We start from the raw sequence: 11426 nt of genomic DNA, 5'->3' as shown, positions 1-11426 counted from the left end.
GAGGTCTTCTCCTTCATCGAGACCTTCTACAACCGGCGCCGACTACGCAAACACCCCAACTGGGGCTACCTGACCCCGCACGAGACCCGACAGCGGCACACCACCGCCGCATAAGAACGAGCGTCCGAGATCACGGGAAACTTCAACCGTGGACCGGGAGGCATACCGGCAGCGTGTCATCATCGCTTGGATGCCGATGTCCCGGCGGCTGGCGGCCCGTTACCGCGACCGTGGCGAGTCGCTGGAGGATCTGGAACAGATCGCGGTCGTCGGCCTGATCAAGGCGGTAGACCGGTTCGACCCCGACCGGGGCGACGCGTTCGCCTCATATGCCGTCCCCACCATCGACGGTGAGATCAAGCGGCACTTCCGGGACCATCTGTGGAGTGTGCACGTGCCGCGCAGCGTCCAGGAGGCACGCAACCGGGTACGCGCCGCCATCGCCGAACAAGGCAGCGGCCGGGGCGATGCCGTACCTCCGGTCACCGTCCTCGCAAGCCGTACCGGTCCGTCCGAGGAGGAGGTCCGAGTAGGTCTGACGGCGCTGGGCAGCTTTTCCGCACTGTCGCTGGACGTGGCACTCGAACGCGACGAGCACAGGATCACGCTCGGCAGCCCGACGGGCGGCTGCGATTTTCTCGGGTGGCGAGTACGACGACCGGCTTGGTTCCGTCGGGTCGGGCGATCTCGCCGCAGCCGATCCACCGCGACCGGTAGGCCCAGCCCCGCATCTCCAGCAACTGCGCGCCGAAAGGTTCGATCAGGGCCAGCCCGGTGTTCTCGGTGAGCGTGGGATCCGCGAAGCCGCCTGCGGCCAGGTTCCGGGGCCGTCCCGCCCAGCGGGTCACCTCGGCGACGAGGTCGGCGAGGCTGACGCCGTCAGGGGCGTCGTAGATGACGGGTGCGTCGGTGGGGTGGGCGGCTTGGTCCTCCACCGTCTTCCATACGATGGCGACGAATGCGCAAGGTGTCATGGGACCTAGTTCGTCACTTGGGCCCGGGCCGGGAGAGGTGTTTCGTCCGGCCCGGGGCGGGGTGCGGGTGTTGTCTAGAAGGCGCCGGTGCCGTTGGGGGTGCCGAGGCCGGTGGGGCCGTCCCAGCCGGTGCGGGCGTTGCACCATTGGGTGGTGGGGCAGGAGCCGTTGCTGCCGGAGGTGACGTCCCACAGCGAGCCGGCGTGGGTGTAGGGGTAGTTGTTGTCGATCGAGCCGGTGTTGCCGGCGAGGCCGTACACCGCGCCGATGATCGGGGCGGAGACGCTGGTGCCGCCGAAGACCATCCAGCCGACGTAGCCCTGGTAGGCGGTGCTGTCGTAGACCGCTACGCCGGTCGAGGGGTTGGCGACCGCGGAGACGTCGGCTTCGGCCCGCTTGGCGCAGCCGGTGCCGAATGTCGACGCGCTGGTGAGCGCGGTGTTGTACGTGGAGCAGCCGCTGCCCGCGCCGCTCCACGCGGTCTCCGCCCAGCCACGGGAGGCGGAGGCGGTGTTGAGGGTGGTGCCGCCGACGGCGGTCACGTAGTGGGAGGAGGCGGGGTAGCTTGCCCCGTAGCCGCTGTCACCGGAGCTGGCGGTGATGGCGATGCCGGGGTGGTTGTAGTACGAGCCGTAGGTGGCGTCCGAGGCGTCGGACCCGCCGTAGCTGTTGCTGATGGCCACGACGCCGGGGGTCGAGGCGGCGCGGTTCACCGCTGCGCCCAGGTTGGCGAAAGACGAGGACTTGGCCTCGACCAGCAGGATGTGGCAGTTCGGGCAGATCGCGGACACCATGTCGATGTCGAGTGAGATCTCCTGGGCCCAGCCGCCGTCCTTGCGGGGGTAGTTGGTGCCGCCGTTCTGGTCGATCTTCTTGAAGCAGCCGTTGGTCGTGGTGCAGGAGGGCAGTCCGAACTGGCCGCGGTAGACGGCCAGATCGGCCTCAGCGGTGGGGGCGTCGTAGGCGTCGATGATGGCGACGGTGCGCCCGGCGCCCGCGGTGGCGGACGGCAGGTTGTAGGCCGACTGGAGGTCGGTGGGTCCGTAGCCGGCGGGGGTGGCGTTCGGTGCGACCGACAGTGTGGAGGCGAGGTCGGTGCGGACGATCGCCTTGCAGGAGGCGGAGCCGGTCTTGGCGGTGGCGCAGGAGTGCGCCGTCGCCTGGGCGGGCCTGACCGCGGCGTGCGAGGCTCCGGCGGGGCCGAGCACCGTGAGCGGGATCGCCGCCAACGCTGCCACGCCTATGCCGAACCACCGTGCGCGCAGTTGCATGTGACTCTCCTTGAGTATGTGGTCGAGCGGGTTCTCGACCTCGGCAGGCGACCGGTTCCGCTCGGGTAAGAGCGGACGGCGCGCATGCCGCCGTCAGGTGAGGACTCGGTGCGGGCTCGATGACCCGTCGTCAGGGGAGGGCGACGAACGGGGCGAGGAAGGACCGGGCCGCCGGCGAGTCGAGCCGGTACGCGACGTTGGTCGCGTAGCAGGGGGAGTCCCCGGTGATGGTGGTGGCGGCGAGCACTGGGGCGCCGTCGAGCACAGCGAAGTTCGGTCCACCTGAATCCCCATAGCAGGCACCGCCGTTGCCCTGCGGCGCGGTCATCGCCAACCGGACCCACGACGGGTTCAGCGCGTTGAAGCCCACCGGTGCCTTCATGCGTACGCCGCCGCCGGGGTGTGTCTGCCCGCCGGGACCGCGCCGGGCCTCCTGTGTGCCGTAGCCGACCACTGTGAACGGCGTGGCGTCGAGCTGCTGCGGGCCGAGTGCGCCCAATTCGCCGGCGCCGGGCAGCGTCGCGGGGGTGAAGGTCCACCGGGCGGCCACCGCGGCCGCGGGCAGCTGGATCACCGCGATGTCGTGCGGGTCGGCCGACGGGCCGGGGTAGGCCGGATCGGTGTGGGCGAGGCCTTCCACTCCGACCGCCGTGGAGACCGCGATCGGGTCCCCGGGATGGGCGGCCGCCGCGGAGTCCAGTGCGGCTTGCACGTCCTGGTCCAGCGAGACGTAGAAGCGCACGCCGGCCGGCCAGTCGGTGGTGCAGTGCCCCGCGGTCAGGAAGGTGTCGCCGTCGACCATGGTGCCGGAGCACTCCCAGTCCACCCGGTCGGGCGTCGCGGGGTCCGCGTCGTCGTCCCATCGCACGATCAGCGCCCCGACCTCGGTCCGTTCGGGGGCCGGCGTCGCGTTGTACGAGTTGATCGCCATGGCTGAAGACGTCGAGGTCATGACAAGTCCGACACTGAAGACAAGGGCGGCCACGGCGGCGCCCACGGACCTGGAGGTGGTTCCCGCATTCCTGAACGGCACGATCAGCTCCCTCACGGCAGCCACCGGCTTCCCGGCGGCATCACAGACCACGCGAACCGAACATCACCGGACCCCCGACCGGCACCCGCAGTCCGCCCGGCAACCGGGCATGCCCTGCCGGTGGACGCGTGCAGTGTGACGATTCGAGCGGTGTTGCGCAAGGTGCCGTATAAATCAGAGCATTCGCCGCGTACCGGAGCCCGACGATCCATCAGAAGCTGCGATGAGGGTGCGCATTTGGCCTGGCATTAATCTGCATAAGCGGACCCTGCACCGACAGCGGCGGTCCCGGCGGCAGCACCGGCACGTCCAGCGGCTCCCCGTCGCCGTCCGAGTCGGTGTCGACCGGCGGTTCCACGGGTGGTTCCACCGGCGGTTCGTCCTCCAGCGGTACGCAGCCGAGCGGCTCCGCGTCCCCGACGTCCTCGTCCTCCTCGGCGGCAGCCGTCGCCGGCACCGAGTCCCCTGCGCCCAACGGCGGCAGCCTCGCCTCCACCGGTGCGTCCGTGATCGGCATCACCGGTGTGGCCGCTCTCCTGCTGGCCGGCGGCGCTGCCATCCGCTTCCGCCGCCGCGCGGACCGACGGCACTGACGCCCGGCACACGTGCGAACGGCTGAGGAGCGCGGCACCCGCTAGGGCTCCGCGCCCCTCAACCGCGTCTCACCAGCCGGTCGCGGAGTCCCGAGGACCGCTCGGGCGGGCCGGGACACCTTAGCCGAGCCCGGGTGTCTCACCGCTGCGCAGGTATGTCACGTCGCTCACGCCGGTACCGGCGTGTGCCTCGTGCGCCCACGCGTCTGCCAGTTGTGTCGGCGCCATCGACGCCGACGCCGACGCCGACGCCGACGCCGACGCCGACGCCGACGCCGACGCCGACGCCGACGCCGACGCCGACGCCGACGCCGACGCCGGCGAGGGCTGGGGCTGGGGCTCCTGGGTCGGTACGTGCAGGCTCCCGTAGCGCTCCCTGCGCTGCCACCCGCAGCCGGGACCCGGACAGGGCGGTCACGACGGACTGGATGACCACGAGGTACATCAACTGCCGGTAGACGAACTGCTGGAGGGGCAGGCTCCACATGGGTCTCGTGCGCTCGCCGTCGAGGCGGAAGGCGTGGATGTCCATGGCGCCCTGGAGGGCGAGGAAGCCGAGCCACAGGCCGAGGATGCGTACCGGGTCGAGGAACACCCGGCTAGAGGGCGGAGATGTCCACCACCGGGGCGAGCAGGGGCAGCAGGATCTGGAAAAGCAGCAGGTAGACCAGCCCCCGACGGCCCAGTTTGCCCGCGGCGCCGGACTGCGTCAGGGCGCTGCGGTGCTTCCACATGGCCTGCAGAGTGCCGTAGCACCAGCGGTAGCGCTGCCGCCACAAGGCGCCGAGCGTGGCGGGTGCCTCCGTCCAGGCGACGGCGTCCTCCTGGTAGACCACCCGCCAGCCGTCCCGGCACAGGGCCATGGTGAGATCGGTGTCCTCGGCCAGGGTCGCGTCGTCGACTCCGCGGGCCCGCACCAGTGCGTCGCGCCGGAACCCGCCGATGGCGCCGGGCACGGTCGGCATGCACTCGGCGAGGTCGAACAGCCGGCGGTCGAGGTTGAAGCCGACGACGTACTCGATGTGCTGCCAACGGCCCAGCAGGCCACCGCGGTTGATGACCTTGGCGTTGCCGGATACGGCGCCGATCCGCGGGTCGGCGAACGGCTGGACGAGCATGCGGACGGCGTCCGCTTCGAAGACCGTGTCGCCGTCACCAATCCCAACCGTTCGCAAGAGGCAGCGCTGATACCGGTGTTGAGAGCGGCTGGCTTGCCCGCGTTGCGCTGCCGGATGACGCGTACGTACGGCAGCCGCAGTGCCTCGACCAAGTCCGCGGTGCCGTCCGTGGAGCCGTCGTCGACCACGATGATCTCGACGGGATGGTCGGAGGCGAGAAGTGAGCGGACGGCGGCCTCGATGCCCGCGCTCTCGTTGTACGCGGGCACGATGACGCTGACCGGCGCGGCGACGGGCGGCCCCCATCCGGCGGACCGCTTCCGTACGTGCCTGCGCGCGGCGACCAGTACGGCGACGGCGCGCACCAGGGCGAGCGCGTCCGCCGCGTACAGCAGCCAGCCGCGGATCCTCAGCGCCCAGGCGCTGCCGTCCAGGGCGCTGAGCAGCCCGAGCCCGAGCCAGTGCTCCTTGGCGGAGGCGGGGTGGATCGCGTCCTGCAGGCCGACGGCGGACGAGACGGCCGTGACCGTGAAGCCGCGGGCGGCGAGCCGGGGCAACAGCTGGTCGAGGGCGGCCACTGTCTGGGAGCGGTCGCCGCCCGCGTCGTGCATCAGCAGGATCTGGCCGTCTGTGCCCCGTGGGGTGGCGTTGGCCACGATCTGGTCGACGCCGGGCCGCTGCCAGTCCTCGCTGTCCAGCGTGGTGAGCACGGTCAGATATCCGTCGCGGCCGCCTGCGCGCACCGACGCCCAGTCCTGGTCGTCGAGGGCGTCGTTGACCGAGGAGTAGGGCGGGCGCAGCAGCGAACTGGTGCGTCCGGTGGCTCCGGCCAGCGCGAGCTGGGCCTCCCGCAGTTCCAGGGAGCGCTGCCAGCCGGGGATGTGGCCGAGGTTGGCGTGGGTGAAGGTGTGGATGCCGATCTCATTGCCGTCGGCGAGGATCTCCCGGACCAGTGCCGGATGGGCGGCCACCTGGGTGCCCACCACGAAGAACGTGGCGTGGACGTGGTGGCGGCGCAGCACGGCAAGGATCTTCGGCGTCCAGACCGGGTCGGGACCGTCGTCGAAGGTGAGCGCGATGGTGTGCGGCCGGGGGCGGGCGGTGCGGGCCGGTACGGCGGCGCTGTCGATCACCGGACCGCCGTGGAAGACCCCGGCGGGCGCCTGGCTGGTGGGCCCCGGCCGCGAAGGTGCCGCGTCGTCGCTGATCCCGAACATGTGCTGGGTGTAGCCCCTGGATGAGCAGCGCCGCGCCGAGGGTGAGGACCAGCACGACGAGCAGCAGCCAGTGGGTGCGCAGCGGTGCGTTGCGTACGACACCGCGGCGCCCTCGGCGTTTGCGGGAGCGGGCGGCGGTGGGCGGGCCGACGGGGATGGGCGTCATGGCGGTGTTCCTTCGCGGCGGTGGATCGGCTACCGGTGCTCTCCGTGGCCGTGAGAGGTGTGGCTGGGGATGGGATGGGTGACCGCGCTCTTGCCGTGGGTCGCGGTGGCGCTCGGCGCCTCCGTGGGCGTGGGCGACACGTTCGACGAAGCGGTCGGGCTCGGCGCGCCGTTCGTGGCGGCCGGGGCATGGCTTGTGGCGGCGCTCGGCGTACGACGCCCGCCGGCCGGTGTGCCGGTCGCCGGGTTCGGCGCCTCGTGGGTGCCCGGCCGGGGGCTGGAGACCCTGGCCGGATGATCGCTGGCCTCGGGCAGCGGAAGGTACGGCGAGGAGACGGTCGGCCCCCCGAGAGCCGCGCTCAGCAGCAGGGCGACGTATCCGGCGGCCGGTACGACCAGCAGTCTTCCGAACCGGCGCACGCGCCGCTGGCGCCGCCCCGAGGCGTCGAGGAACACCGGACGGGTGGCCTCCGTGTGGCTGTCCTCGGCCAGGTGCCGGGAGGCGCCTTCCGGCGTACGTGTGTCGGGAGTGGGGTGCACGGCGGCGCACCTTACAAGCCATCCCGAGCCTTTGGCGACGAGCGCCATATTCCGGATATGTGCCGTCACCGAGGCCGGTGGCGGCACTCGGTGACGGCGCCCAGAGGTCAGTTCTGGCGAAGCGCGGGCATCGGGAGGGGGATGTTGTACGCGGTGGCTCCTGCGCCGACGCCGTTCTCGCAGGAGTTGGGCGGGTCGGTGGTCACGCCGCGGGTGGAGGGGCGTTCCGCGGCCCAGAACATGTAGCCCAGCAGTCCGGAGGTCGTACCGGCGCCCGCGGGGGCCGCGTTCTGTGTCCATGTGCCGGTGGTGTTCTGCACCGAGGACGCGAAGTCGTCGCATTCGGGGCGGATTTGGGAGCCCTCGGCGATGTACAGGCTGCCGGTGAACTTGGCGGGGGCCAGCGGCGGGATCGGCGGGCTGTAGTTGGACTTGCCGGTGAGGTGCTCCTGCCAGTTGGTCTCGGCGCCGCTCGCGGAGGGCTGCTTGCTGGGCACCATGGCGTTGGCGTAGTCGAGTACGGGGTTGGCGGTCGTGAGCCAGTTCGCGGTGGCGAACTGGTCGAGGGCGATCAGCCAGCGGTCGCCGGCGGCGACGTCGATGGTGAGCCGCGCGGTGGGGTCGGCGCCGGATGCGCTGTACGGGTGGGCGGACCGGTAGGCGGTGATGAAGGACTGGAGACCTGCGGTATTCGGGCTCGCGCTCTGCTCGTAGTCGATCTCGATGCCGACACCGAGTTGGGTGGCGAGTGCCGCGGCCTTCTGCCCCAGGAGGGTGGCGTTCTGCGCGAGCGCGGTGTTCCAGTCGTCGGTGTAGGTGATGCCGCCGATCGAGAGCATCACCCGGATGCCGTGGCTGGTGAAGTAGTTCACCACCGCCTGGTTGATGCCGACCGGGACGCCGTTCGCGTTGCCGCTGTTGGTCGTGGAGTTGAGCAGGGTGAGGGGGTTGACGAAGCTGAGCACCACGAGGTTGACCGACGGGCGGCCGTCGCCGCGGTCGATCAGCCAGTGGTTGTTGAGGTCGAAATCGGTCATGTCGCGGACGGTGGCCCACGTGCAGGCGTCGTTGCCGCAGTGCCACGCGCCGTAGACCTGCGGCGGAGTGCCACCGGCCGCTGCGGCCGGAACGGCGCTGGGGACGGCCGCGGCCGCGGCCACCAGTACGGCGGCCGCCGCGTAGGACTTCGCTCTGCCGAGCAGCACACGCATGAACGCCTCCTGGCGAACAGGTGATCCATCGGGACGGCTCACACGGTGAAGCCCGTGACCGCGTTCTGTCAATCGATTGGTACAGACCAAAATTCGGCCGCCTGTGGCGGCGCGGCGGCGCGCTGGGGGGCGGTGTAACGCTTTCGCTCGGTGCCGCGCCTCTGGTACGAGCCGCGCGAACCGCGGTGCAGTCAACGGCGGGCGGAGGGGCACGATGGAGAACATCGCCAGGCAATCCCCGGTGGCCATGCGCGGCTCTCGTATCGCGGCCGATGTGGTGGTGATGGCGCGAGAGGGGGCTAGGGTGCGGCTCGACTACACGCCGGAGAGCCTGGCCCTGGTCGACCGGGTCATCGAGGGGATCCGCCGGGAGAAGCCGCCGGCGGCCGCGGTCGCCCCGACCCTCCTCGGCTTCGGTGCCTACGTTGGCGAGGTGCTGGTACGCGAGGCCGGTGCCGCCTGGGTGGACTTCGACGCAGGCCAGCGCGATATCTTCGGACAGTCGTTCGGGATCCGGAGCTCCGACGGGAGGCTGTGGAATCCGCTCGGCAAGGCGATCAAGCGGTACGAGAACGGGATGGTGGACAGCTTGCGGCTGTTCTATTTGTCGGTGGTGGGCCGCGCCCAGGTGTGATGCCCGCCTGACAGCGGGATGGTGACCGATCCGGGGCCGGCGCGAAGACGTTCGCAGGGTGCCGGCCATTGCGAAGAGGACGAGTGAGCAAGGCGGAACTTCGCCGGCGTGTACGGATGGACGACGGGGAACTCGGCGACGCTGTCGACCGGGCTAGAAGCGGTGACCGGACCGCGTTCGGCATCGTCTACCGCGAGGTCCACCCCATGCTGCTCGGATATCTTCGGGGGCTGATCGGTGACGAGGCGGACGACATCGCATCGGAGACCTGGCACGACGTCGTCCGCGATCTGCGCGGCTTCCGCGGTGACGGCCAGGCGTTCCGGGGCTGGGCGGCGACCATCGCCCGGCACCGGGCGCTGGATCACCTGCGGAGGATCAGCGTCCGGCCGCGTACGACATCGTTGGACGACCGGACCGACGAACCCGCGACATCGCAGGGCTCGGAGGGCGTGGCGCTGGAGAACCTCTCCACGGAACGCGCGCTGTCCCTGATCGCTGAACTGCCGCAGGACCAGGCCGAGGCGGTGCTGCTGCGCGTGGTGCTGGGACTCAACGGTCCCATGGCGGCGGACGTGCTGGGAAAGCGGCCGGGCGCGGTGCGCACCGCCTGCCACCGGGGCCTGAAACGCCTGTCCGAGCGCCTGAGCGGCTCCGAGGAGAAATGACGTATGAAAGACAGCCCTGAAGACGAGCCGTGGCCGGCCCCCGACCTCGCGGAACGGTTGCTCGACGGCAAAGAGATCGCGCAGGAGAGCGCGGGGTCCGACCCGCGGATCGCCGATCTGGCTCGGCTGCTCACCGCGGCGGACGGCACCCTGGCCGGCCGCGCTGACGACGAGCGCGCCGCGCTCCAGGCGTTCGCCCGGGAGTTCACGCAGGCGCCGGCGCAGGCGCGGGGCGGCGTGTCGGGCCGCAGCGTCCGCCGTTCGGTCCGCGGATCGCGTGGCGCCAAGGCGATGATCGGCGGGGCCGCCGCGCTCTTCGCGCTCGGCGGTGTGGCCATCGCCGCACAGACCGGCGCCCTCCCGCGCCCCTTCCACTCCGGGACCTCCGCCCCCGTCACTGGTAAGGCCACCACTGCTCCCGCAACGCCCAGCAACCGGCAATCCATCCCCAAAGCCACCGGCGCAACAAGGCGCCCGGCGCCCTTTTCCCCGCCCCCGGTGACCCACCCCCAGCACACCACCGGAGCTCCCGAGGTACCTGGACTGAAGGGCTTGTGCGAGTCCCACCTCAAGGCAGCGCAGCGAGGCCGGTCGCTGGACTCGCCGTCGCTGTCGCGCCTCGAAGAGGCCGCCGGCAGCGCCGCCGGGGTCGACGCGTACTGCTCCGCACTGACCAGCCAACCGGGCGGTCACACCCCCTCTCCGGCTTCGCACCCCACCCACCCCACCCACCCGGCCACCGCCCGCCGGAAGTAGCACGACGACCCGGCTTTCGCCGTTCAGGGTTCTCAGCTCACCTGCGAAGGATTTCCATGTGGAATGGATCGACCGTCTCGAGGCTGCGACCCGGTACGGCACGCCGCACCGGGAACTCGACCGAAGCGGGACCGAGTTCGTTCCGGGCACCTCTCTGCCTGCGGATTTCAAGGAGCTCTGCCGTCGAGTACCCGGTGGCGCCTTCGGCGACTACCTCGTCCCGCTCGGCGCCCAGGACGCGGTAGAAACGCTCGCCGGGAATCACGCGTCGCTGCTCAGTTTGGTACGTGCAAACCCGGACAACCTGGCGTTGTTCCAGCCCCACGGACTTCTTGAGGGCGACGGCACCGGGCTGCTGCGATGGGGTCATTCATACATCGAGGACGAGTACTACTGACTGGCCGATACCCGTGCGGATCCTGCGAGCTGGCTTGTGGCGGCGCGAAGACCCCCTTGAACCCTTCCACTGGTTCGAGATGCCGACCTCGGAATTCGTCTACCGCGTCATCGCCGACCGCTTGTTCCGGCCCGTCACGATCGCGCATCAGAGAGAGACGTGATCGCGCCGGCCTGCGGTGCCGTGGCACCGGCTGTGCAGGTGGCCCGGCCGTAGGAGCCGTAGGCGGTGGCGTGCTGGACGGTTTGCCCTTGACCGTCAGGGCGCACGTTGCCCGGCCGCCACCTTCACCGAGGACGAGGCTGACGGCGGCGGGGCCGTCGCCGGAGGTCACCTCGGCGTCGCGGTGCCGCGGCAGGCGGACGCTGGTCGTCGGGGATGCGGTGCGCTGTCGCATCTCCGGGACGCGTAAGACGCTGGAGGCTGTTGTGACGAGTATCGAGCTCAACGGTTTTGCGGAGCCCGACGCACTGCCCGGATTGGCTTTGAGGTGGTTCGAGGCGGTGACCGGAGGCTTGCTCGCTGATGTGGTCGGGGGGTTGCGGGACGGTGAGGTGGCGTTGCCCCGGTCCCGTCCTGGCGTCGGGAGCGGGCCGTGGGGTGCGCCGGGGACCATGTGGGCGTCCTTGACGCGTTACGGCAGCGCCGCTGGGCGGGTGACAAGTCGGCGGGCCTGGTCGGCGCGCGGTTGGAGCACGTTCTTGAAGGGCTTCGCGAAGTTTCCGGCCGGCGTGGGGATGGATATCGTCGAGCTGGACGCCACTGGTTATCCAAGGTTCGGGGACCGAGCTTCGATCGTGCTGCGGACGGTGAATGACGAACGCCGTTGGTTCCGTATGGTCTGTGAGT

12 protein-coding genes and 2 pseudogenes are annotated in these 11426 nt (G+C 70.7%); 6 read left to right on the top strand and 8 right to left on the bottom strand.

What is annotated here, in order from left to right:
* Nucleotides 1–190: 190 nt before the first annotated feature.
* Nucleotides 191–349 (top strand): annotated as a pseudogene (locus tag BUE44_RS39950) (sigma factor); the annotation flags it as partial.
* A 253-nt stretch (nucleotides 350–602) separates the two neighbouring features.
* On the opposite strand, the gene BUE44_RS38235 reads toward BUE44_RS39950, so the two are convergent.
* The 7 genes and pseudogenes from BUE44_RS38235 to BUE44_RS39445 all read right to left on the bottom strand — a co-directional run.
* The gene (locus BUE44_RS38235) at nucleotides 603–974 is read right to left on the bottom strand and encodes a hypothetical protein (protein WP_200804629.1); all 372 of its coding nucleotides are present in this window, start codon (nucleotides 972–974) and stop codon (nucleotides 603–605) included.
* 74 nt (nucleotides 975–1048) lie between these two features.
* Nucleotides 1049–2245, bottom strand: coding sequence for a S53 family peptidase (locus BUE44_RS35085; RefSeq protein WP_073503067.1), 1197 nt, complete (start codon nucleotides 2243–2245; stop codon nucleotides 1049–1051).
* Between the two features lie 130 nt (nucleotides 2246–2375).
* Entirely contained in the window at nucleotides 2376–3197 is an 822-nt protein-coding gene (locus tag BUE44_RS35080) for a trypsin-like serine protease (RefSeq protein ID WP_200804628.1), read from the bottom strand.
* Nucleotides 3198–3489: 292 nt separating this feature from the next.
* Entirely contained in the window at nucleotides 3490–3795 is a 306-nt protein-coding gene (locus BUE44_RS37700; protein ID WP_073503066.1) for a hypothetical protein, read from the bottom strand.
* A gap of 215 nt (nucleotides 3796–4010) precedes the next feature.
* Nucleotides 4011–4466, bottom strand: coding sequence for a hypothetical protein (locus tag BUE44_RS39135; RefSeq protein WP_235002765.1), 456 nt, complete (start codon nucleotides 4464–4466; stop codon nucleotides 4011–4013).
* A gap of 4 nt (nucleotides 4467–4470) precedes the next feature.
* Complete coding sequence (locus tag BUE44_RS39450; RefSeq protein ID WP_265737194.1) at nucleotides 4471–5046, bottom strand: glycosyltransferase; 576 nt, start codon at nucleotides 5044–5046, stop codon at nucleotides 4471–4473.
* 53 nt (nucleotides 5047–5099) lie between these two features.
* A pseudogene (locus BUE44_RS39445) lies at nucleotides 5100–6206 on the bottom strand (polysaccharide deacetylase family protein); the annotation flags it as partial.
* 244 nt (nucleotides 6207–6450) lie between these two features.
* On the opposite strand from BUE44_RS39445, the gene BUE44_RS35065 reads away from it, so the two are divergent.
* Complete coding sequence (locus BUE44_RS35065; protein WP_143172668.1) at nucleotides 6451–6669, top strand: hypothetical protein; 219 nt, start codon at nucleotides 6451–6453, stop codon at nucleotides 6667–6669.
* A 349-nt stretch (nucleotides 6670–7018) separates the two neighbouring features.
* Here the strand turns inward: BUE44_RS35065 and BUE44_RS35060 are convergent, their stop codons facing one another.
* Entirely contained in the window at nucleotides 7019–8122 is a 1104-nt protein-coding gene (locus tag BUE44_RS35060) for a glycoside hydrolase family 18 protein (RefSeq protein WP_200804627.1), read from the bottom strand.
* A 214-nt stretch (nucleotides 8123–8336) separates the two neighbouring features.
* Between BUE44_RS35060 and BUE44_RS35055 the strand changes: the two genes are divergently transcribed.
* The 4 genes from BUE44_RS35055 to BUE44_RS35040 all read left to right on the top strand — a co-directional run bounded on the left by BUE44_RS35055 (nucleotide 8337) and on the right by BUE44_RS35040 (nucleotide 10577).
* Nucleotides 8337–8756, top strand: coding sequence for a hypothetical protein (locus BUE44_RS35055; RefSeq protein WP_073503064.1), 420 nt, complete (start codon nucleotides 8337–8339; stop codon nucleotides 8754–8756).
* 116 nt (nucleotides 8757–8872) lie between these two features.
* Nucleotides 8873–9424, top strand: coding sequence for an RNA polymerase sigma factor (locus tag BUE44_RS35050; RefSeq protein ID WP_073503063.1), 552 nt, complete (start codon nucleotides 8873–8875; stop codon nucleotides 9422–9424).
* Nucleotides 9425–9427: 3 nt separating this feature from the next.
* Nucleotides 9428–10180: a hypothetical protein gene (locus BUE44_RS35045; RefSeq protein ID WP_073503062.1), complete on the top strand. Its 753-nt coding sequence runs from the start codon at nucleotides 9428–9430 to the stop codon at nucleotides 10178–10180.
* A gap of 58 nt (nucleotides 10181–10238) precedes the next feature.
* On the top strand, nucleotides 10239–10577 hold the full coding sequence (locus BUE44_RS35040; RefSeq protein ID WP_073503061.1) for a hypothetical protein: 339 nt from the start codon (nucleotides 10239–10241) through the stop codon (nucleotides 10575–10577).
* Nucleotides 10578–11426 lie beyond the last annotated feature (849 nt).

This window comes from Actinacidiphila paucisporea, assembly GCF_900142575.1.
GTDB lineage: Bacteria > Actinomycetota > Actinomycetes > Streptomycetales > Streptomycetaceae > Actinacidiphila > Actinacidiphila paucisporea.
Note: the sequence above shows the minus strand (reverse complement) of the source record. Positions and strands in the feature narration are given on the sequence as shown.

Bases quoted from the DNA above. Each gene is read 5' to 3' on its own strand.
- BUE44_RS35085 (WP_073503067.1), bottom strand. From the start codon at position 2,245: ATGCAACTGCGCGCACGGTGGTTCGGCATAGGCGTGGCAGCGTTGGCG.
- BUE44_RS37700 (WP_073503066.1), bottom strand. From the start codon at position 3,795: ATGCCGATCACGGACGCACCGGTGGAGGCGAGGCTGCCGCCGTTGGGC.
- BUE44_RS35080 (WP_200804628.1), bottom strand. From the start codon at position 3,197: ATGACCTCGACGTCTTCAGCCATGGCGATCAACTCGTACAACGCGACG.
- BUE44_RS35045 (WP_073503062.1), top strand. From the start codon at position 9,428: ATGAAAGACAGCCCTGAAGACGAGCCGTGGCCGGCCCCCGACCTCGCG.
- BUE44_RS38235 (WP_200804629.1), bottom strand. From the start codon at position 974: ATGACACCTTGCGCATTCGTCGCCATCGTATGGAAGACGGTGGAGGAC.
- BUE44_RS35050 (WP_073503063.1), top strand. From the start codon at position 8,873: ATGGACGACGGGGAACTCGGCGACGCTGTCGACCGGGCTAGAAGCGGT.
- BUE44_RS35055 (WP_073503064.1), top strand. From the start codon at position 8,337: ATGGAGAACATCGCCAGGCAATCCCCGGTGGCCATGCGCGGCTCTCGT.
- BUE44_RS35060 (WP_200804627.1), bottom strand. From the start codon at position 8,122: ATGCGTGTGCTGCTCGGCAGAGCGAAGTCCTACGCGGCGGCCGCCGTA.